Genomic DNA, 22,056 nt, shown 5'->3' with positions numbered 1-22,056 from the left:
TCAAGCATTTACATTGAGAAAAAATCACAAACAAGCCGTTTCACTAATTAGTGAAACGGCTTGTTTTTAAGCGTTCAATTCTGTTTTATGCCCTTTTACTACACTACGTTTGAGTGCAGTTGCTAATATAGTAACCATACTTACTATACCAATCCAAACGAGTACAGTAACAGGTGTATTCCAGCTTAACCCTTTTCCGAAGAAGAAGATTTCTCTTAGGCCTTCAATCATAAATTTCATTGGTAACCATGAGTAAACCCAGTCTTGATAAAACGGAGACAACATCTCAGGTGCTAATGATAATAACGGTGCCCCGAAGAATAGTAATAAAGCGAATAAACCGATTCCTTTTAGCCCAACTAATGATAGTACTGCAGATATCATTAAGAAGAAACTAAAAGAAGTAATGGATAAGAATAGAACTGTATCCGTGAAGTTCGAAATATTTAACCCTACCATCCCATCTGCAATCCATGTAAGACCAAACCCAATTACAAGTGTCGCAATAGCTCCTGTTACGATTTGTTTTACTTTTAACAGAAAGTTTTCTTTTCTTGAGCTTACTGGCATTTTACTAATCGCAATAAAAATAATCGCTGCACTAGCTAAACTTGCAATCCATAACGGCTGGAATAATGATATTGGTGAGTTACCGTTCGCACTATTTTTGCCGACCTCATTCACATTTTTCACGTTCTTTACAATAGGTGTTACTAATTTCTCAGCTTGATCTGTTGTTACAGTAGCTCCTTTTGCTTTCAACCCTTCTAATATTTGTGTACGAACAGTATTGTTCATATTATCAACAATCGCCTGTAATATTTGCCCTGCCATAGTTGATGCAGCCGTATTCATTCCTTGATTAATATATATTTCTATCTCAGGTGAAGATGGCTGTGGTGTTCGTAACGACGCTTGTTTTGCGCTAAATTCTTTCGGGATGACTAATGCCGCGTAATACTCTTTATTGTTTAATCCCTTTTGAACGGCTTCTTTATTTTTTACTTCTACCCACTTCACTGCGGGTTCTTCCTCTGATTTCGCTGTTTTTTTCATGTTATCAACGATCGTTTGCCCCATATTCATTTTCGGTTGATTTGGAATTTCTACACCTTGATCCTCATTTACAATTGCAATTGGCAAGTTTTTCGGCTGCGGTTGAACAGTTGGAAATAGCGTTAATGAAAAAATAAAAACAACAAGTAGTGCAATAACTGGTGATAAAAATAAAAGTTTATTTTTAAACATTTTCTTTTCTCCTCCCTTAATTTGATCTATAATAACCAACAACGTGTTGTTTATTTATATTTTGAATTATATGTTCGAGTTGAACCTTATACAATAATCAAAAATCGTGAATGTGTTGGTTATAAGACACATTTTCCAAATGTGTTGAGTAAAATTAAGGAGGGATATGCTTTGCGCGATAATAATTTAGATTTGCGTGTTGTTCGTACGAAAACTGCCATACGAAATGCATTGGTGGAGCTAATTGAAGAAAAAGGTTTTGACGCCATTACAGTGAAAGATATTACAACGAATGCAAACATTAATCGCGGTACTTTCTATGCGCACTATCAAGATAAATTTGATTTAATGACAAAATGCCAAGAAGACATTATGTACGAGTTTTCTAGCATTGCTAAACAGAAATTCCCGGAAGTTATTGCTGACCTTGGATCAAATCCTTCTCCAACAATGCCATTTATACTTATCACTTCTATTCTTGAATTTCTAAATGAAAATAGTGATTTTATGAGAGCTGTACTAAGTCCGAAAGGAGATTTATCTTTCCAAACAAAACTGAAAGACTTTATGTGGAAAACATTATTTGAAGATACGAATGGTCCTCTCATTAATAAGGAGAATTTACTTGTTCCAAGCGAATATTTAACTTCTTATATGGCATCTGCACATATAGGTGTCATCCAACAATGGTTAAATAATGGACAAAAAGAAACACCTGAGGAGATTGCTCGTATTTTATCAACAATCGCCGTTCATGGACCTTTTTATGCGGCTGGTTTAAAGAAATGAGTTGTTGCAAAATAAAAGATCATCCACTATTTATAGCGGATGATCTTTTATTTCATTACAACACTTCAATATACCCTTCTGTTCCATGTACTCGTATTCGTTGCCCATCTTTTATTAATTTCGTAGCATTCTCTACCCCGACAACTGCTGGTAATCCATATTCACGTGCGATAACCGCTCCATGGGTCATCAGCCCGCCGACTTCAGTGACTAATCCTTTTATAGATACAAATAATGGTGTCCAGCCAGGGTCAGTAAACGCAGTAACTAATATATCTCCTTCTTCTAAATTCACTTCTTCCATGTTTAAAATAACGCGAGCTCTTCCCTCAATCACTCCTGAAGAAACAGGCAGGCCTACAATCGCGTCAGCTGGAAGGTTTTCACGTTTATATTTACCTGTAATGATTTCTCCATCAGACGTCATTACACGCGGAGGCGTTAGTTTTTCATATAATTTATAATCATTTTTTTGTTTATGAATAATTTCGTAATCTAGTTTCTTCGTGCGAACAACTTCGTGAAGCTCTTCAAAAGTTAAATAGTAAATATCATCAACTTCATGAATAACACCGCTCTGCACAAGTTGCTCAGCTTCTTTCAATAACGCCTGCTTATATATGAAATAACGATTAATCATACCGTATTTTGGATATTCACGATAGCCAATAAAATTACGGATATTACGAATCATTCGCTTCGTTTCTTCTACTTTTTGTTTACTATCCGGCAAGTGCTGCAATCGGTCTAATAATTCTTCTTCTTTTTTTAAAGCTTCTTGCAGTCCTTCTTCAAACTTCCGCTTACTCGCACCATATTCAAAGTCTCTTATATTATTTAATATCATTGGGATAATGGTTGTTGGCTTCTCACTCCAGCGCGTTTTCGTAATGTCGATTTCTCCGCTACATCTCATTCCATATTTATTTAGAAAAGCAATGATTGTATCTCGAGCTTTTTCTCCGCCGTTATACTGAACAAGTTCATCTAAAAAGTTATCCTCTTCTACATGTTGTAAATACGCAATAACTTCTGGATACGGCCGAATCACATCAGCAACATCCATTAATGCTAGCCCCATTTCTGACGTAATATTATTTTGTACCGATTGAGAAAGCGCGTCTGCTACATTCTTTTCGCCTAGCCATTGCTCCATTTTTTCATTGATCCAAGCCGAAGCATTCATACCTGCCATAATGACCGCTATACTTTGCGGGTTAAATAATACTTTCTTTAATTGCTGAATGTCTTCTAAAATAAAATCAAGTACATCCACCCCTGATTTCGTTTGCATGTTTCGTTTTAACTCTTCGATTGATGCTTCACTATTCTTTATTAAATCTGTAACGATTGCTGAATCAATTTCGATTTCTGGTTGCGAACTTACTGGTGGCTTACTTTTACTAGCACTCTTTTCTTTTTCTTCATTCGGTAATAATTTAATAAAATGATCTCGCTCGATTATAGTCGTTAATGCATCTCTTACGAGTGGATCCGACTTCCCTAAAGTGTTTACTAAATAAGCTCTGCTAGCAGGTAAAGCTAATTGTTGCGTAGCATCAACAAATAGCCTTCCTCCCGCTTTACGCATAGGAGCACTAGTCGTTAACAGGAAAAAAGATAACCCTAGTGGTTTCATCGCATCGGTCATCATTTGTTGGTGACCAACCGATATATACACATGATTTCCCCCATCATTTACTTCTGGTATTGGATATAAAGTCGTAATGGGGCGACTTTGGACAATATAAAATGTATCATCCACTAAACACCATTCAATATCTTGCGGACAACCAAAATAAGCTTCAATCTGTCTTCCGATACTTGCTAGTTGTAAAATTTGTTGTTCAGACAATGTTTGAATTTTTTGCTGAGCCGGATCAATCTGTTTTGTTTCTGTTCCGCCTTCTTGTAAGCCATAGATAGCTAATTTTTTAGTTGCGATCATCTTATCGACGATTTCGCCTTCTTTTACTTTATAATTATCAGCAGAGACCAGTCCTGATACTAATGCCTCACCAAGTCCAAAACTGGCATCGATTGATAACACCTTCCGGTTAGAAGTAATCGGATCAGCGGTAAATAAAATTCCTGAAGCCTGCGGGAAAACCATTTTTTGAACAACAACACATATAGAAACTTGATTATGTTCAAAACCATTTTGCATACGGTACATGACTGCTCGCTCTGTAAATAAAGAAGCCCAGCACTTTTTTACATGCTGTAAAATTGCGTTTTCTCCGATAATATTTAAATACGTATCTTGTTGCCCAGCAAACGAAGCATACGGTAAATCTTCAGCCGTAGCACTAGAACGCACGGCATACGCATGTTCATTTCCAAAACGTGAGAGATAATGAGCTACTGATTCCACTACATCAACTGGAATTTCCACCACCATAATGACTTCTCTAATCTTCTTACTAATTTCACCAATTTGATCTCGTTCCTCAATTTTTAGCATTTTTAATTGATTCAACAAAGTTTGAAATGCTTCATTTTTTCCGATGGCCTGTTCATACCCTACCGTTGTAACACAAAATCCTTCTGGCACTTGTATCCCTTGAATATTGGATAACTCCCCTAAATTCAATCCTTTTCCACCAACAAGTGAAAGCTGCATTTTTTCTATTTCCTGAAAACCGAGAACGAAAGAACTCATTTGGCACCTCTCCTTACTATTCATGTGTTCTTGATTGTAGCAGTAGTAAATACGAATAAACAGTCTATTTCGAACTTGATTTACATGATATAATTAAGTTAGGAAGAGATTAAAAAATGCCCCAGTTGCATAATGAAGTAACTGGGGCTCCTTATTTCCGCTCAATTTTAAATTATAATTTATTCACAACTAACTTCAATGTACTTCTGTTTTTCCCCTTTTTTCTAAAACGCCATTAATTATCACACACAATTCTTACCTCGACAAATAGTATATAACCCGAAATACGCTTTAGTTTAACCTCCTGTGAGCCTTTTCACAGGAGGTTTTATACATACATATATTATTTATAATGAATTAGTTCTCCTATTTTCCCAAAAAAAGGATGATTGTATTGGAAATGAAAAAGCTTCAAGGAATTTATGATGATGTTATTAGTTTAGGGGAAAATTGTTATACCGCTATTCATCTGAAAAAATATAGGCTGCGGAAATATTCAGGTCCTCTAGATTGGTTTGAATCACCCAATCTTTCTTCTATCAATACATTATTGAAAAATAATTTTATAGACTTTATGGATTTAAAAAACATGCACGCAATGCCGGAACAAAATATTGTGTTTAATGATGGTGTGATACAACCTGTTTTTTCTCATATTATAAAAGACACAAAATATAACGTAACATCTTATCATGATTTCCCTGTTATTCCAAATGAAGATTGGTTCATCACATACCATGATTTTAAACAAAAATTAGATCGAAGAATTGATAACTTTTACGAAAAAATTCATCATTCACAATCCATTTTATTTGTTAGATGGGGCGGAAACTTGACTGAAGCACTAGAATTACAAACCGTTTTATCGAATATTGTTAAAAATAATTTTAAGATTCTTTTACTCTATCCAACAGGACTTGAAAATGAAATAAACGAATTAGAATGGGGGCTTGATCATGTTTTCCCTATTCAAGTTTCAAGTAATTATCAAAATAAAAGAACTTGGTATATCCTCTTAAAAGATATACACTTAAACTCAAAATAATAGTAGAAACTACGACTTTACAATCAATATTTTTTGTTTGCACTTTATATAAATTGATATGTCTCCACATTAATTCTAGGAGTAAATTATTGTTTTTTTAATCCCCCACTCATTCTTTTCTCAGATCCTCCAAAATGGATTTGAGAAATTAGGGAACTATAATGTCGTATTAACATATATTAAGGGGGATAAAAAGTGGACAATGAGATGAATTATGGAAGTGATTATAAGTTTATTCCAGCAACTTCAATTGAAAGTGGTCATGGCATCGAAGTATTGCCTGATTTATTTTGTTACACGATTCAAATCGTCAACATCTGTTTTGTTGGAAATCCCGAGAGCAATGATTTTGTTTTAGTTGATGCTGGAATGCCTAAATGTGCAAATGAAATTATCTCTGTCGCTGAGGATCGATTTGGTACAAACAGCCGCCCAAAAGCAATTATTTTAACTCACGGGCATTTTGATCATGTTGGTGGAATAATTGAACTCATTAAGTATTGGGATGTTCCCGTCTATGCCCATCAAATGGAGATACCTTTCCTGACCGGACAACAAAGCTATCCTGAACCAGATCCAACAGTTGAAGGTGGTATGGTAGCGAAAATGTCCCCTCTGTTCCCTAACGAACCGATTGATTTAGGAAGTAGCATAAAAGTACTTCCTACAGATGGAACTGTTCCCCATATGCCAGAGTTTAGATGGATTCATACACCAGGACACACTCCAGGTCATATTTCATTATTCCGAGAAAAAGACCGAACATTAATTGCTGGGGACGCTTTTGTTACGGTGAAGCAGGAATATCTATATAAGGTAATTACTCAGGAACAGGAAATAAGCGGTCCGCCTCGTTATTTAACAACAGACTGGAAAGCCGCTAAAGAGTCAGTTATTAAGCTAGAGAAGTTAAAGCCTCTAACCGCTGTTACTGGACATGGGATACCGATGTCAGGTGAATTGCTATCAACAAGCCTCAATACACTCGCTCAAGAATTTGATAAAATTGCTACACCTGATTATGGAAAATATGTAGATAAAAACATAAATTAAACAAAAAACTAAAATGTATCACAAAATCAAAACGTCAAAGGATATTAAAATATGTAAAAAACAATAATCTTAGACAACATCTTTATTTTAAGAATGGAACTATCCTTATTGAATAAAACTCGATATTCCGCAAACACTACCTGTAGTGTAGCCTGCTTCTTACCCAGGTTGTACTTCTTACCATAAAAAAGAGCAGTCATAATAAATAACTGCTCTTTTTACTTTTAACATACTTTTTTAAATTTTGTTCATACCATACTTAATCCATAATACGATTTAACTAAATTTTATTTCAAAGTTTTTAGTTTCAAAAAATCCGATACATCTCATGACCTTACTACATTATTAACTTTTGTTCTCTGTCTGCTACCCCTAGACCATTGCAAACAAAGTATAAAAATAAGAACAATATCAATGAAATCCCCGCCATAATACATCAGCACGCCTCCCATTTCAGCTTGTTCAGTAACTACACCAGTAGGCGGATGAGCATATATGTATTTTGATAATATCCCATGACCAGCTGATGCAATTATTAAAATAATTGATCGGTACATATAGCTATACCTATGGGATATTAAATCAACATAAATCATTGATGTGGTAAACAGATATCCTGCAATAAAAACGTGGAAATGTATGAACAAATGAAGAAGTATACTTTCGTGCATCATCGAGTATAAGCTAGTCGTATAGAGAATCCATAGTCCTCCTAAATTAAGCAAGGTTGCGATGATTGGATGAGTAAGAAGTTGTAGAGGCCTACTCTTTAGTATCCTTGAAAGACGTCGTGCTGCTTTCACATTGAGCGTTCGTAAAAAAAGAGTCATTGGAGCGGCTAATGCTATAAAAATTGGAGCAAGCATCCCAAGGAGTAAATGCACAAGCATATGCACTGTGAAATCATTATGAGCACGATGAGCTAAGGGCCCAACAACTGCTATTGCCACACAAATAAGTCCTAAAATCCAGAAGACACTTCGATATAACGGCCATCGTTTGTAATGGCGATTTGATAAAATCGTGGCTACTATATAAATTATTAACATAATTAAAATGAATACGAATAGTAAAATATCCAGTGCATTCCATATTTCATGATGAAGATGGTTATTGTTCATTTAAGCTTTTACCTCTCAATAATCTTTCATCAGTTCTTGTCTGAAAAACTAGCAGAATGCCAATTAAGAGCATTACAGTCGCAATTATGTTCCATATTACGTCGTAGATAAGAACATTATCTACGTATCGAATCTGATGTATTTTCATTAGTTTATGTTGAATTATACCGTCATATAATTGAAATCCACCACTACCAAGCATTAATCCGCTCCACCATCTTTTCAACCAAAATGCATTTCTACGACGAAGATCAGCAACCATAAACAAGGAACCAATCGTTGCAAACCAACTAAAAGCATGAAAAAGACCATCTGAAATGAGTCCAATATCTGTTGTAGATTTATCATAAAAATGGTGCCAATGCAGCAGTTGATGAAAAATAGTTTCATCTATAAAAGCTACTAACCCTAGCCCAAACAAGATACCTGACCATAGATTACGGGTCAAATAAACAGAAGAGGTTAAATAGCTTGTATTATCAGTTTTGGTAACCATTAAATCCTATCCTTTCCACTAATGTACATTATTATTTTTCCCAAAAGAAAAATGTGCTAAACATACTTAGTGCCAAAGGAAAATAACATTCAACTAGATGTATCATATAAATACTTATTCTCAAGCATATTTAATATTTGGTTAAAACTCACTAAAAAAGCTTTAAGAGGTTCACTATTCTAAAATAGCGCTAGTACAATTTCTTTAACACTTTAGAATGAATCTATATTTTTAGCATTTAATCAATTTATTAACAATGGAAATTACCATTGAGTCTTAACTAATTGACCTATAAATAAACTATAGTTTTCCTCTAAAGATAATTTCCATATCTTCATTTTAATATTGCATTTGTATTGCCTTTTGCACATTTTGAACATCATTTTTTAATAGTTGTTTTAAATCGTAAGCTGGATAGTAACCACGTTCGTACATAAAGTTAAAAACCTGCGCATGTAATTGTATAGCACCATTTATTTGACGGGTTAAAACTTCTCTAAGACGGGGCGTTGCAGTTTCAGTAATTGCAATTGCATAATTTCGAACAGATGTCTTTGCTAATCCAAGTAAATCTCCGGCGTAAAATCCAGTGTCATCACGATGCTGCGCTTGAAATCCAGGAGCATAAGGATAAAATTGTACTAACTCTTGTAAGTTGTTTTGGATGACATTTATAGCTTTAATATATAACGATTGAAGTGCTTGATCTGATACATTCCTAACTGATTTTTTTAATTTGATTAAACCGTTTGCTTGAAATGCTACTAATTCATGTAACTCCAATGTTTCATGCCAAGCTAGCTGATTAGGATAAGACATAGATGTTCCCCCTTAATATTCATTCATGCCACACTATGCAAAAAAATTCAAAAAGGGCCTATACTACTGAATTCATTTCAATCTAATTCATGATTACTTTTCATCCTTCTATGTTAATCACAATAAAGTATCCTTAATTCCTCTTCCCTACTTTTTTATATCCTTAATTTTGATTTTCAAAATGACTTCTTCGCCTTTACAATCTATAAATTTAATTTTTTCTTCCTTGAAAACCCCCATCATAATACATCCTTTCTTGTTTCGTTATAAACCATATTAGTTAGAAAATATAAATGTGAACATTGTACCTACATATTCCTTTTATATTTTTTAAATTTTATAGCTACTTAAATTTATACGTTATTAAAGATCCACTATTAAAGTAACTACATTGAAGGGGATTTTTCATTAAATCATTTTATTTTTATAGATTAAAAAATAATTATTCTAGCCGTGTTAGTCACCTATTCTTAAATAATTAATAGGTTATATATTATGACTTAGGAGGGATAAAAAGATGACTATACTTTATGATAAAGACTCTTTACAAAAAAATATTATTACCCTTCCACATTGGCAACGAGAAGCTTTCCGTTCTTTTAAATTAAAAATGACAGATAAAGATAAATTGTTTCCTTGTATACCAGCTCAACACGGCTTTACAGCCAATCACCTCCGGTACGGATTCATTGGTGATCCTAGAGATACGAATACTAGCGAGGACTTTGCCACATTACTTAAAGAATATACGGAATGTTCTAGAGACACAGGTCAATACGCCTCACTTATTGTTTTTATTCATACACCAATAGATTTACTGCGAGAAACTACAGTTGAAGATTTTGAACATATGTATTGGTCTCTACTTAATACAACCAGTTGTTTGGACGAGATGGAATGGCCTACGCACATTCCAAATGACCCTATGGAGAATACTTGGGAATTTTGCTTTCATAATGAATCATATTTCGTTTACTGCGCTACACCTGCCCATGTCAATAGACAAAGTAGACATTTTTCATGTATGATGCTCGCTTTAACACCTAGATGGGTTTTACAGGGAGTTATGAATTCTGAGAAACGCAGTCGAAAACTAAAAGACGTAATACGCCAACGTCTAGCCGCTTATGACAAAGCTCCTATTCATCCCTCTCTTAAAGATTATGGTGAAAAAGATAATTATGAATGGCAGCAATATTTTTTACGTGATGATGAAACCGTCCCATCCAAGTGTCCATTTTCTCGAATCATAAAATACTTTCATAAAAATAAGTAATTCACTCCGTTTTTTATTATTTAGTTGTACAAACTTTAACCACTGAATAGATTTAATATAGATCAAATTTAGTGGGAGGAGCATATTATACGTGGGCATATTTTTAAGCTATGTTTTCTTAGGTTTATCATTATCTGCTCCAATGGGACCTATAAATGCTGCGCAGCTAGAAAAAGGTATTAGGAGTGGGTTTTTTCACGCTTGGATTCTTGGCATAGGAGCCTTACTTGCAGATGTTATCTACATGGCACTTATTTATTTAGGTGTAATTCATTTCCTCGAAAAAGATATTATAAAACTTTTCTTATGGTCTTTCGGAGCTTTTGTTTTAATCTATACAGGCATTGAAAGTTTAAAAAATGCGAATCAAATTAGTATTAGTAATACTAGAAATGATGATTCAATTATTAAAAGCTTTTTTTCTGGTTTTTTTATGTCTTTATCGAATCCATTGACAATTCTATTTTGGCTTGGAATTTTCGGCTCTATATTAGCAAAAGCCGCTTCTTCCTATAATAAAGAGCAGCTTTTGTTATATAGCTTTGGTACTATTTTAGGTATTTTTATTTGGGATATTACGATGGCGAGTACATCTAGTATATTTCGTAAAATTTTAAATACGCGTATATTGTCTCTTATAACAGTAATATCTGGAATATCACTTATTATTTATGGATTATATTTTGGTTTTCAAACTTACCAAATCATTTTTCAATAGCTTCTATTATTTAGTTGTTATATACTACTCATATTGTGTAAAAATAGATTCTTCATATAGCTGTATTCCTTTTCCTTGAGACAAAATGAACAATTATAGTAACAATAATAACTATTCCTAAAAACAACAAACTCACTAGGAAACCAAAACGCGTTGTTTTTTGCAATAATGTCCCACTAACAGCTAGTGCAATCATTATAAGACCAATAATGCTTTTTATCTGCATCCAACCTTTTGGATTCATTAATCTCCAAAATGAAAGAAGAATGAGACTCCATGTATATAACAACATTAATCCAGCTGCAGTTGTTACATATTCATATATATTTTTCGGTAGTAATAAAGCACTAAGGATAGAGGCACCAAGTCCAATTATAATAAGAATTAGGGCTGGGAATGAGATGTTTTTTTTGTTTTTTTTAGCAAACATTGCAGGTGCATCACCTTCTTCAGCTAAGTTCATGAGTACACTTGTCACTGCAAATAATGAACCAACTAATGTTGAAAAACCCGCTAAAATTAATACTACATTTAAAATAAATGGCACATACGGCAAATTATAGTCTTGTAATGCTACTACAAAAGGGCTTTCTTTCGTATTAAACTGGTTTAATGGAACCATCATAATTGCCAACCCTAAAGAGACTACGTAAATAATCGTTAAAATCATTAACATTACTCTTCCTGATTTTTGTGCATCTTTAGGGTCTTTCAGTCTTATTGTCATTAACCCCATAATTTCGATTCCTCCAAATGCATAAAATGCATAAATTAGAGAGGACCAAGTGCCTTTTAATCCATTTGGGAACCAGTCTTTAAAATTCCGCGGAATTTGTGCTTTATATAAACCACCTTTTATAAATCCTAAAATAACTAAAATAGCAATTACAATAAACCCTATAATAGCAGCGATTTTTATAATAGCCATCCATTTCTCTAAACGTTCGAATATCTTTACCCCTATAAAGATAATTAATATAGCCGCTACTCCATATATAGCAGCAAATATCCATAACGGTATTTTAGGAAACCAGTAGCGTGAAAAGATTCCTAACGCACTTAACTGGCTGCCCATAATAAGCAGTTCAGAACACCAATATGTCCATCCATGACTAAAACCCGCCCAATTTCCAAAAGCTTTTTTTGAATAAATGCGAAAAGATCCTTTTTGCGGATCTTCTACAGCCATTTTTGCCAATGCTTCAAATACAATATAAGTAGTAAATCCAGTTAAAATAAGAATAAGAATAATTGACGAACCACCTATTTTAATTCCTATACTGGATCCTAAAAAGAAACCGGTCCCTATTGTACAGCCAATCCCAATAAGTGAGAGTTGCCACCATTTTAAATCTTTTTTTTCTTTCGTTTCGTTCTCAACATCATGACAGGTCATATCACTATTCTCCTTTATTCATTTTGAGAATGCCCCTCATGATCACTTAAGTACTTCTCAGCAAGCTTTTCAACAACATCAACGACATCATGAGCCTTTATTTTATGGTTTGCTACTCTTTCACTTCCTACAGAAATCTCAACTGTAAATAACGCTTCATATTTCATTTTTTCTGCCCCTTTCGCATCAAATATAACCTCTTATCTTTCATTTCACAGAAATTAATTATGTATTTAAAACCTCGAGATTATAAAAATTAAACAAATAAAGTTAAAAAAATTGTAACGCTACTAAGCTTATTTATTAAAAAAATGTATGAGGAAGGAGAGACGGCATGCCTCTCCTCTATATCCATTTCATATATAAAATTAGCGAGTAACGCCACCGCCAAGTTGTTGCTCAGCTAATGATACAAGACGTTTCGTAATTTCACCACCAACAGATCCGTTTGCACGAGCTGTTGCATCTGCACCAAGTTGTACGCCAAATTCTTGAGCAATTTCATATTTCATTTGATCAAGAGCTTGTTCAGCGCCACGTACTAATAATTGATTGCTGTTTCCACTGTTATTGTTTGACATGTTCATTCACCTCCTTCTTTCTTTAATATGTTAAATTACATGCTAAAATATATAGCTAATTAATTGGTAATTACGACCGTGAATTCAAAGGTATAGTTGATTCTCTTTAAACTAAAAATAATCGTGTATAGGAGAACGAAATATACCTTACGTGCCATGGGATATCATAAATAGGCCTCCAGTACAACATAAAACGGGTTAAGCTATTTAACAGCATAACCCGTTTTTAATGAAATATTGTATTCCATATACTTTTACACAATGGAGGAAAATGATGAAACATTTTGTTGCTTTATTAATTAAATACACAGCGATAACTGCAGTATTACTTATCGTACTTAGTATCTTTAAAGGCATTTCAATTCCTAGAGTATTACTAATTTCTCTTTTCCTTACAGGAGCTGCCTATTTAATCGGTGATCTCTTCATTTTACCTAAATACGGAAATATGATTGCTACAATGGCAGATTTAGGCTTAAGCTTCTTTGGAATTTGGTTACTAACATCCTTGTTTACTGATTTAGATGTTACTCGTAATATTGGACTTTCTTCATTTATAGCCGCTTTAATTATTGGTGGAACAGAAATTTTCTTCCACATTTATATGAAGAGGCTAGTACTGCGTAACGACAATGAATTAAGAAATCACAATCATATTCATCATGATAAATATGCTATAGAAATGTCAGATGAATATATAGATTCTTCCACCATAAATAAATCCAAGCTTAAGGATACATCTAAAAAATAAAAAAGTGGCCAACGCCACTTTTTTATTTTTGTTTATTACGCTTGGTCAGAATTTCTTACATGTAATGGAGGTGGAACTACCCATCCCTTTTTCTTACTTAAACGTAGCAGAGTTACACCTGCCTGCGCTTTTTTCATATGAAATTGTCCGAATAGCATACCTACATCTTCTCGAAGGCATTTTCCCATTACTTGACTACATGTCACAAGTCCAGCTGCTAACCCTGTAGAAACCGCTGCTGCAATTTCTGCATCATTAATACGTGCTCCAGGAGGAATGTCTTCAATAGATGCAACTGGTCGTTCTGGCGGAGCAGGTGGTAAAGCTATTCCATTAACCTTTAAAAGAGTTTTTAACTCTTCTATTTCCGAATTCATATCATTTTCAATTAAGCTTTCTAAAAACTTCTTTAAATCTTCGTCACCTGTGTGATTCATAAATACTTGATGGCTTGCGATTGCACCTTGTGCAGCAAGAAGATAACTCCAAATATCAAATACTTCTCCGTAATGTAACGGTTCATTTTGAGGATTTCCACTTAATATACCCATTTTTAAATTCCTCCCTTTCGAAAATATCATAATAAATATTGATTTTAATATTGAAATCAAATTTTTAAGTATGCTTTTTCCTGCAAAAGCTTTTCTACTATGCATGGAAAACACCTTTCCAACACTGCGTGTTTATTGTTTAGGAAAGTAGTTTACAAATTAAATACCCAAAGATTATGAAAGAAGATTATCAATAATCTTTGAGTGAGAATCTGTTTAATATAAGGTTTTTTATTTTTATGAATACACAAAAGAAATTGATTTACATATTTGCTATATTTTAAGCTAATTTACTTAGCGGTTAGCTCTACCACCAAGTTGTTGTTCTGCCATTGCTACTAAACGTTTTGTAATTTCACCACCAACAGATCCGTTTGAACGAGCTGTTGTATCTGCACCAAGTTGTACACCAAACTCTTGTGCAATTTCATATTTCATTTGATCAAGAGCTTGTTCAGCGCCTCGAACTAATACTTCATTACGACTTCCACTATTATTTTTTCCCATATTGTTTCACCTCCGATGTTTTTAATATGCTACAAATTATGAAATAATAATTATCCTTTTTATGGAAATTAGATTATGAATAAAAATTGATTTTTTTCTTAAAGTAGGGCAAAACATATAAGAAAGAATAACTGATATAACATACTTTCATAACAACACTATGTATACTTTCTAATTCCCTTCAGTAAATAAAAGAAAGATTTCTATTTCACCAAGAGATTAAATAAAATTATGTTTTGAGACATAATTCAAAAGGAGATATGAGATGAAAGCTGTAACCTATCAAGGACCAAACCAAGTACAGGTTAAACAAGTGGATGATGCAAAATTAGAGAAAAAAGATGATATTATTGTAAAAATTACTTCAACCGCTATTTGCGGTTCTGATTTACATCTATATCAAGGCAACATGCCCTTACCTCAAGGATACATTATCGGCCATGAACCAATGGGAATCGTTGAAGAAGTCGGGCCAGATGTCACTAAAGTGAAAAAAGGCGATCGTGTTGTCATCCCCTTCAACGTTTCTTGTGGACATTGTTTCTATTGCCAACATGAAATGGAAAGTCAATGTGATAACTCAAACCCTCATTACGATTCTGGTGGATACTTTGGTTATACAGAGAAATTTGGTAATCATCCAGGAGGACAAGCAGAATATTTAAAAGTTCCATTTGGTAATTTTACTCCATTTGTTATACCGGAATCATGCGAGCTTGAAGATGAATCCCTACTATTTCTATCAGATGTTTTACCAACAGCCTATTGGAGTGTAATAAACGCAGGCGTTAAGCCAGGTGATACTGTTATCGTCCTTGGTTGTGGACCTGTTGGATTAATGACACAAAAATTCGCTTGGATGCAAGGTGCTAAACGTGTAATTGCAGTGGATTACTTAGATTATCGGATGAATTATGCAAAAAAGATTAACAATGTTGAGGTATTTGAGTTTACAAAATTCCCCGATATGGGAGAACATTTAAAGGAAATTACACGTGGCGGTGCTGATGTAGTTATTGATTGTGTGGGGATGGATGGAAAAAAATCGCCTCTAGAATTTCTGGAACAAAAATTAAAATTACAAGGTGGAACTCTCGGTCCTATTCAAATCGCTACGAAAGCCGTAAGAAAATATGGAACGGTTCAAATGACCGGCGTTTATGGTGGCAATTATAACGCCTTTCCACTCGGTGCATTTTGGGTTAGAAATATTAATCTTAAAATGGGACAAGCACCTGTCATTCATTTTATGCCGGAACTATTTGAAAAAATAACAAATAAAGAATTTGATCCAAAAGAGATTATTACACACAAAATTCCCCTTGAAGAAGCGAGTTATGGTTATCAAATTTTTAATAACCGGGAAGATGATTGTATAAAAGTCATTTTGAAGCCTTGAAAATACATCCTTTTTAAATGATTATTTTTAACTATTCTTAAAGCTAAAGATAAGATTAAAATCCATGCCCTTATCTTTTTCACCCAAAATTAGTAGTTATTTTTGATTACATCCTACCTTCTTTTATGCCCTCTTTATTATACAAAAAATGCAAGTTGTAGCTTTTGTATAAGGCTTGATTCAATTAATTTAATAAACCTTGATAAAAGAACAAATTGAAATAGCGTGTTTTGAAAATTTTTTTTGATTAAAACACGCTTTTCTATATTTAATTGAATCATCCTTTTATAAAAAAGTTTGATAATTTTTGTGATCCTTGCTCAATTAAAACGCCCTTTAGCTGAAGGAAAAATCAGTTTATAACTGATTTTTCTTCTCTAATTCTAATTGATTAACAATGTAAGATACTAATGTATTTAATGGATTAATAATAGTCTTAGATGTTTTATACTCAACTTGCTGAGATGCATCAACCATAGATAATTGAGCAACGGAGATAATTTTCTTTTCATCTTTAATAATTTGATTTAAGGACTTTGTAATTTCTTGGTTGTATTCTTCTTTTAGCCCTTGCATTATCAATTCAAAAGTACTATCTATAACAATAACTTCTAAATCTAAAGATTTTTGATAGTTATTAGCATGATGTTTAAGACGTTTTACTGTACCTTCAACAGTTGCAGGATTTGTAAAAAGAATTGTCTGAGGTTGCTGTATATTGCTGATGTAATCAAAGAAAGGTTCATCAACTTTAATAATTGGCACTGATGTTGAGAGTTGGTCTTCCTGTAAAATAGCAATATAGTTTGTGCAAGTAATAAGGATAGCATCAACATTACATTGGGCAATCCATTCTATTTGCTCTTTAACTTTCAGTTGAGCATCTGATTCTAGGAAATTTTCATTTGATGTAACTCGATACATTAATGCCGGGTCAACAAAATGTATTAATTCAATGTTAAATGAAGAAAGTGCATTTTCTATATATTCTATATTCGAATAATGGGCGTGTAAGCAGCCTAATCTTTTTCTCAATTCCATCCCACCTATATTATATTTCTGCTTATTCTATCAGTACGCGAATTAAAATGTCTATTAAAATTGAGAATGAGATCTTTCCTCTTATTTCACAAAATGGCCTTTTAATGAAACAACTTTCTTGTCACTTAACATAAAGGAGTAAATCATGGTAACTTTTTTATAAACATCTCGTCCTTCTTCAAAACAATGCTTCTTTTTTTAATAACACCGTGACTTTATTTAAAAGCAATACAAGTTCAAATCTTCCCACACTCATCTCAAATTTAAAATGGTTGTTTCACACCTTCACATTTTTGAGGAAAAACCTACAATCAGAGAAAAGAGAAATATAAGTAATAAACATCCTATTATTGGAAACTATATCAATGTTAACTATCTTAAAAAGAGGTGTACTTCATGTTTTATTATAAAGAAGAACTGATTAATATTATCAAGCCGGACAAGCCAGATCCAGCTGCCGCAAAAGTTTTACAAGAAATATTAGGTGGGCATTATGGCGAAATGCGTACAATGATGCAATACTTCTTCCAAAGCTCAAATTTTAGAGGGAAAGAGAAGCAATATCGTGATTTACTTCGAGGTGTTTTTTTAGAAGAAATAAGCCATGTAGAACTTGTACAACATACAATTAATCAACTATTAACTGGATCTGGTGAACCTACACCAGGAAATGCAGGTGTTGACACAGCACCACTTGATGAAGCGGTTAAACATGCCAATCCTCATCACTTTATTGTAGGTGCTCAAAGTTCATTGCCCGTTGATGCAGCTGGCAACCCATGGAATGGATCTTGGGTATATAGCCATGGGAATTTAATTAGCGATTTATTAGATAACGTAGTACTTGAATCTACAGGTGTACTTCAAAAAACTAGAATTTATGAAATGAGTTCCAATCAAACTTTTAGAGAAACACTTGCATTTTTAATTGTACGTGATAATGCACATCAAAATGCTTTCGCAAAGGCTTTAGAGACATTGGGTGTTGAATGGGGGAAACTCTTCCCTGTGCCGAACTATGATATTAATAAATACCCAGAGTGCAGAAAGTATGTAGACATGGGATTCCATAACGCACAATTTAATTTTAGCTTAGATCCAACAAGAATGGGAGAAATATTCCAAGGTGAATCACCAAGTAGAAACAAAGGAACATTAGCAGTAACGGACCCGCCAAAAGGTTTTCCTGTACCAGAACTTCCTGAAATGCCAAATGAGCATAGTCCCGGATTAAAAGATATGGATCTTTAAGATCATTATGGCCAACTATTGATTCATGGTTGGTCATAGTTATTTATAAAGATTCATGTAAACTTGTTGTTAACATGATAGGATGTTTTAATAAATCCTCTTTATTTAAAAGTGATGTTGATTATATTGCTGCTCCTCTTAATTTTGTTTCTATGAACTATTAAACGCCACTGTTACTTACTTATAATCTCCCTACCTCTATTCACGTATAAAATCCCTATATTGTAAACAAAGAGGAGGGACTTGTCCCCCCTCTTCTTTTAATTTTTCTTTAAAAGAGTTGCTCCTGCAATCCCTGGGTGCGTCATTTCGAATGGATCTAGAATTAACTCTAAGTCTTCTTGTGACAGTACACCATTTTTCACACAAAGTTCTCGAACGGATTGCCCTGTCGCGATTGCTTCTTTCGCAACGCGAGCTGCAGCTTCATAACCGATATGAGGGTTCACGGCTGTAATAATTCCTACACTCTTCTCAACATACTCTTTTAAGCGATCTTCATTCGCTTCAATTCCTTTTAAGCAATTATCTGTAAAGGCACGGAAACCGTTATTCATAATGCTAATTGATTGTAGTAAGTTGAAAACAAGTACTGGTTCCATAACGTTTAATTCTAATTGTCCTGCTTCTGAAGCAAGGCAAATTGTATGGTCATTACCAATTACTTGGAACGCAATTTGGTTAATAACTTCTGGCATAACAGGGTTTACTTTCCCTGGCATAATAGATGAACCTGGCTGACGAGCTGGTAACATAATTTCTGCTAAACCAACACGTGGACCTGATGCCATTAAGCGAAGGTCATTCGCAATTTTAGACATATTCATCATACATACTTTAAGTGCTGCTGATACTTCTGTGTATGCATCCGTATTTTGCGTTGCATCTACTAAGTCTTCTGCACCAACAAGTGGCAGTCCACTAATTGCAGCTAAATGTTTTACAACCGCTTCAATATATTCTGGATCTGCATTTAAGCCTGTACCAACTGCAGTTGCTCCCATGTTCACTTCATATAAGTGTTGACGTGATTGCTGAATTCGTTTCATATCACGTTCAAGCACACGAGAGTATGCTTTAAATTCTTGCCCAAGACGAATTGGCACAGCGTCTTGTAAATGTGTACGACCCATTTTAATTACATGATCGAACTGTTCTGCTTTTAATTCAAATACATCGTGCATATAGCCCATCGTTTGTAATAAACCTTCTAATGCGTTTAATGTAGCGATATGAATCGCCGTTGGGAATGCATCGTTTGTGGATTGCGCCATGTTTACATGACTATTTGGACTAATATAGTGATAGTCTCCCTTTTCCATTCCTAATAATTCAAGAGCACGATTGGCAATGACTTCATTTGCATTCATGTTCATTGAAGTACCTGCTCCGCCCTGAATTGGATCTACGATGAAATGATCATGCCATTTTCCATCAAGAATTTCTTGAGCAGCCTCTGCGATCGCACCACCCTTGTTCAATTCCAATCTTCCTACATCTGTATTAGCAAGCGCTGCTGCTTTTTTTACAATTGCGAACGCTCTAATTAAGCCTTCATGGATTTTGTATCCTGTAATCGGGAAATTTTCAACAGCGCGTAAAGTCTGAATTCCGTAATATGCCTCAATAGGTAATTCCTTTCCTCCCAAAAAATCATTCTCCACTCGCACGTTCTTGTTTGTCATTGCCATTTTAATTTCTCCCCCATATTAAATGTAAAACCTAAATAAATCATATGAAGTCATTACCAATCCTTATCAGATTTTATTGTTAAATCGTAGGCTAAAGGCTCTTCAATAATTTTTTTAATCTCTTCTAATTTATTAGTTTTCCCAAGCGCCCACATCAATTTTGCTATGATGGCTTCCGTATTCATATCTCCAGACAATATTACTTGATGTTGCGCCACTTTCCGTCCTACTTCATAGAGAAGTATGTCTTCTCCTTCTTCCAGGCATTGAGTAGTAATCACTACAGCAATCCCCATTTCAGTCAACTCTTGAATTTTCGAAAGCAAGTTCCTTCCTTCAAAAGGTAATCCACCGTTTCCAAAACTTTCAATAATAATCCCTTTATACAAATCTTTTAAACAATCAAACACCTCAGGCTTTGTACCTGGATACAATTTCATAAGAAAAACATCCGTACATAAATTAGTATTTATTGAAAGTTCACTATGTGAGGAAGTTGGCTTCCAATGATATTTCACTTCATCTTCATTTACCTCAGCAACATATGGATAATTCACACTTTCAAATGCATCATAACTTTTTGTTCGCATTTTAACTGCTCTCGTCCCAATAATCACCCTACTATCAAAAACAATAAACACACCGCCAACATCCTCACAGGCAAACCTAAGAGCATCAGCTACATTTTTCTTTGCGTCTGTCTTTTTAAAACTAATAGGTACTTGTGAACCTGTTAAAACAACTGGTTTTCTTAAACCTTGCAGCATATAAGATAACGCAGAAGATGTATAAGCTAACGTATCCGTTCCATGTGTAATCACAAACCCGTCATAGTCATCATAGTGATTAAAAACAGCATTAGCTATTTCTTTCCAGTGCTCAGGTTGCATATTGGTACTATCAATATTCATTAAGATTTTGCAATCTATTTCTAAGTTTCGAGAAGACTTCGAAAAATAATTCAATAATTCCTCAGCGGACAATCCTGGAACAAGCCCCTCATTCCCCTCCACAGATGCAATTGTCCCACCAGTTGCAAGTAATAAAATTTTCTTCATACACAACCCCTCCATAAAATAAACAACGATATATCGTTCGCGTAATGCGTATTTATATTTATCATTATAGAACTTAATTTGAATTAATCAAGATTTTGTATTCAATACGCGTACTTTTTTTCTATTCTTGATTCTTTTTCTATGTTATAATTAATTTAATAAAATTAGATGGGGTATGAGACGAATGCTGGAACGTTTATCTAAATTAAGAAAAAATCAAAAATGGTCCTTACAAGAGACAGCAGATCGACTTGGGATTGCGAAAAGCACCTATGCCGGGTATGAAAATGGTTATAGATTACCTTCATTACAATCTTTATCAAAAATAGCCGATTTATTTGATACATCTGTAGATTATATATTAGGCCGAATTGAACATTCTCATCAAAACAAAGATGTAATTGATATTACAAGACTCCTAAACGATCCAGATCCAACACTTTTAATAGATGGAGAAGCACTGTCAACAGAAGAGATAATAGATTTTATTGCTTTTGTGAGAAGTAAACGAGAACTAAGTTCCAAGAGAATAGAAAACATTGAACCAACATGTAAAAGTTGATTCAATAAAAAACGAAGACACTGTACTCTTTAAACTTAGAA

At 34.0% G+C, this 22,056-nt stretch carries 22 protein-coding genes; 9 read left to right on the top strand and 13 right to left on the bottom strand.

The window, feature by feature from the left end:
• Positions 1 to 66: 66 nt before the first annotated feature.
• The gene (locus ACTFSL_RS09200) at positions 67 to 1,248 is read right to left on the bottom strand and encodes a YhgE/Pip domain-containing protein (RefSeq protein ID WP_059303669.1); all 1,182 of its coding nucleotides are present in this window, start codon (positions 1,246 to 1,248) and stop codon (positions 67 to 69) included.
• Positions 1,249 to 1,419: 171 nt separating this feature from the next.
• Between ACTFSL_RS09200 and ACTFSL_RS09195 the strand changes: the two genes are divergently transcribed.
• Positions 1,420 to 2,037, top strand: coding sequence for a TetR/AcrR family transcriptional regulator (locus ACTFSL_RS09195; protein WP_059303668.1), 618 nt, complete (start codon positions 1,420 to 1,422; stop codon positions 2,035 to 2,037).
• 55 nt (positions 2,038 to 2,092) lie between these two features.
• On the opposite strand, the gene ppsA is transcribed toward ACTFSL_RS09195, so the two are convergent.
• Positions 2,093 to 4,699, bottom strand: coding sequence for a phosphoenolpyruvate synthase (gene ppsA / locus ACTFSL_RS09190; RefSeq protein ID WP_059303667.1), 2,607 nt, complete (start codon positions 4,697 to 4,699; stop codon positions 2,093 to 2,095).
• 385 nt (positions 4,700 to 5,084) lie between these two features.
• Between ppsA and ACTFSL_RS09185 the strand changes: the two genes are divergently transcribed.
• A complete protein-coding gene (locus ACTFSL_RS09185; protein ID WP_050552316.1) occupies positions 5,085 to 5,744 on the top strand; it encodes a DUF1796 family putative cysteine peptidase in 660 nt (219 codons plus the stop codon).
• A 195-nt stretch (positions 5,745 to 5,939) separates the two neighbouring features.
• Positions 5,940 to 6,797 carry an MBL fold metallo-hydrolase gene (locus ACTFSL_RS09180; RefSeq protein WP_000368273.1) on the top strand — a complete coding sequence of 286 codons (858 nt, stop codon included), beginning with the start codon at positions 5,940 to 5,942 and terminating at the stop codon, positions 6,795 to 6,797.
• A 326-nt stretch (positions 6,798 to 7,123) separates the two neighbouring features.
• On the opposite strand, the gene ACTFSL_RS09175 is transcribed toward ACTFSL_RS09180, so the two are convergent.
• From ACTFSL_RS09175 to cotF, 3 genes are all read right to left on the bottom strand, one after another.
• Complete coding sequence (locus ACTFSL_RS09175; protein ID WP_001063489.1) at positions 7,124 to 7,918, bottom strand: cytochrome c oxidase assembly protein; 795 nt, start codon at positions 7,916 to 7,918, stop codon at positions 7,124 to 7,126.
• Complete coding sequence (locus ACTFSL_RS09170) at positions 7,908 to 8,414, bottom strand: DUF2243 domain-containing protein (protein ID WP_000256787.1); 507 nt, start codon at positions 8,412 to 8,414, stop codon at positions 7,908 to 7,910. The genes ACTFSL_RS09175 and ACTFSL_RS09170 overlap by 11 nt, the downstream gene beginning before the upstream one ends.
• A gap of 339 nt (positions 8,415 to 8,753) precedes the next feature.
• Complete coding sequence (gene cotF, locus ACTFSL_RS09165) at positions 8,754 to 9,233, bottom strand: spore coat protein CotF (protein WP_000121390.1); 480 nt, start codon at positions 9,231 to 9,233, stop codon at positions 8,754 to 8,756.
• 517 nt (positions 9,234 to 9,750) lie between these two features.
• Here cotF and ACTFSL_RS09160 point away from each other — a divergent pair.
• Both ACTFSL_RS09160 and ACTFSL_RS09155 read left to right on the top strand, forming a co-directional pair.
• Positions 9,751 to 10,509 carry a YqcI/YcgG family protein gene (locus ACTFSL_RS09160; RefSeq protein WP_059303666.1) on the top strand — a complete coding sequence of 253 codons (759 nt, stop codon included), beginning with the start codon at positions 9,751 to 9,753 and terminating at the stop codon, positions 10,507 to 10,509.
• 91 nt (positions 10,510 to 10,600) lie between these two features.
• Positions 10,601 to 11,227, top strand: a complete 627-nt coding sequence (locus ACTFSL_RS09155) for a LysE family transporter (protein ID WP_000510848.1) — start codon at positions 10,601 to 10,603, stop codon at positions 11,225 to 11,227.
• A gap of 52 nt (positions 11,228 to 11,279) precedes the next feature.
• Here the strand turns inward: ACTFSL_RS09155 and ACTFSL_RS09150 are convergent, their stop codons facing one another.
• The 3 genes from ACTFSL_RS09150 to ACTFSL_RS09140 form a co-directional block, all read right to left on the bottom strand.
• Positions 11,280 to 12,623: an amino acid permease gene (locus ACTFSL_RS09150; RefSeq protein ID WP_000128218.1), complete on the bottom strand. Its 1,344-nt coding sequence runs from the start codon at positions 12,621 to 12,623 to the stop codon at positions 11,280 to 11,282.
• 14 nt (positions 12,624 to 12,637) lie between these two features.
• Positions 12,638 to 12,790, bottom strand: a complete 153-nt coding sequence (locus ACTFSL_RS09145) for a hypothetical protein (protein ID WP_000872953.1) — start codon at positions 12,788 to 12,790, stop codon at positions 12,638 to 12,640.
• Positions 12,791 to 12,991: 201 nt separating this feature from the next.
• Positions 12,992 to 13,204 carry an alpha/beta-type small acid-soluble spore protein gene (locus ACTFSL_RS09140; protein WP_000069657.1) on the bottom strand — a complete coding sequence of 71 codons (213 nt, stop codon included), beginning with the start codon at positions 13,202 to 13,204 and terminating at the stop codon, positions 12,992 to 12,994.
• A 274-nt stretch (positions 13,205 to 13,478) separates the two neighbouring features.
• Here ACTFSL_RS09140 and ACTFSL_RS09135 point away from each other — a divergent pair, with 274 nt between their 5' ends.
• Positions 13,479 to 13,955, top strand: coding sequence for a YndM family protein (locus ACTFSL_RS09135; protein ID WP_000680267.1), 477 nt, complete (start codon positions 13,479 to 13,481; stop codon positions 13,953 to 13,955).
• A 35-nt stretch (positions 13,956 to 13,990) separates the two neighbouring features.
• Here the strand turns inward: ACTFSL_RS09135 and ACTFSL_RS09130 are convergent, their stop codons facing one another.
• On the bottom strand, positions 13,991 to 14,506 hold the full coding sequence (locus ACTFSL_RS09130; RefSeq protein ID WP_000512129.1) for a DUF3231 family protein: 516 nt from the start codon (positions 14,504 to 14,506) through the stop codon (positions 13,991 to 13,993).
• Between the two features lie 294 nt (positions 14,507 to 14,800).
• Positions 14,801 to 15,013 carry a small acid-soluble spore protein, SasP family gene (sasP, locus tag ACTFSL_RS09125; protein ID WP_000517671.1) on the bottom strand — a complete coding sequence of 71 codons (213 nt, stop codon included), beginning with the start codon at positions 15,011 to 15,013 and terminating at the stop codon, positions 14,801 to 14,803.
• Positions 15,014 to 15,278: 265 nt separating this feature from the next.
• Between sasP and ACTFSL_RS09120 the strand changes: the two genes are divergently transcribed.
• Positions 15,279 to 16,412, top strand: a complete 1,134-nt coding sequence (locus ACTFSL_RS09120; RefSeq protein WP_000649086.1) for a zinc-dependent alcohol dehydrogenase — start codon at positions 15,279 to 15,281, stop codon at positions 16,410 to 16,412.
• Between the two features lie 357 nt (positions 16,413 to 16,769).
• Here ACTFSL_RS09120 and ACTFSL_RS09115 read toward each other — a convergent pair whose 3' ends face one another.
• Positions 16,770 to 17,453, bottom strand: a complete 684-nt coding sequence (locus ACTFSL_RS09115; RefSeq protein WP_033690600.1) for a hypothetical protein — start codon at positions 17,451 to 17,453, stop codon at positions 16,770 to 16,772.
• A gap of 396 nt (positions 17,454 to 17,849) precedes the next feature.
• Here ACTFSL_RS09115 and ACTFSL_RS09110 point away from each other — a divergent pair, with 396 nt between their 5' ends.
• Positions 17,850 to 18,704 (top strand): manganese catalase family protein, encoded by an 855-nt coding sequence (locus tag ACTFSL_RS09110; protein WP_000500358.1) that lies wholly within the window; start codon positions 17,850 to 17,852, stop codon positions 18,702 to 18,704.
• Positions 18,705 to 18,964: 260 nt separating this feature from the next.
• Here ACTFSL_RS09110 and aspA read toward each other — a convergent pair whose 3' ends face one another.
• Both aspA and ansA read right to left on the bottom strand, forming a co-directional pair.
• Positions 18,965 to 20,395 (bottom strand): aspartate ammonia-lyase, encoded by a 1,431-nt coding sequence (gene aspA / locus ACTFSL_RS09105; RefSeq protein WP_440041553.1) that lies wholly within the window; start codon positions 20,393 to 20,395, stop codon positions 18,965 to 18,967.
• Between the two features lie 53 nt (positions 20,396 to 20,448).
• A complete protein-coding gene (gene ansA, locus ACTFSL_RS09100) occupies positions 20,449 to 21,453 on the bottom strand; it encodes an asparaginase (protein WP_000722302.1) in 1,005 nt (334 codons plus the stop codon).
• Positions 21,454 to 21,637: 184 nt separating this feature from the next.
• On the opposite strand from ansA, the gene ansR reads away from it, so the two are divergent.
• Entirely contained in the window at positions 21,638 to 22,015 is a 378-nt protein-coding gene (gene ansR / locus ACTFSL_RS09095; protein WP_000893569.1) for an HTH-type transcriptional regulator AnsR, read from the top strand.
• Positions 22,016 to 22,056 lie beyond the last annotated feature (41 nt).

This window comes from Bacillus cereus group sp. MYBK108-1 (assembly GCF_051917185.1).
Taxonomy (GTDB): domain Bacteria; phylum Bacillota; class Bacilli; order Bacillales; family Bacillaceae_G; genus Bacillus_A; species Bacillus_A cereus.
The sequence above is the reverse complement of the archived record's forward strand: the minus strand, read 5'-3'. Positions and strand labels throughout refer to the sequence as shown.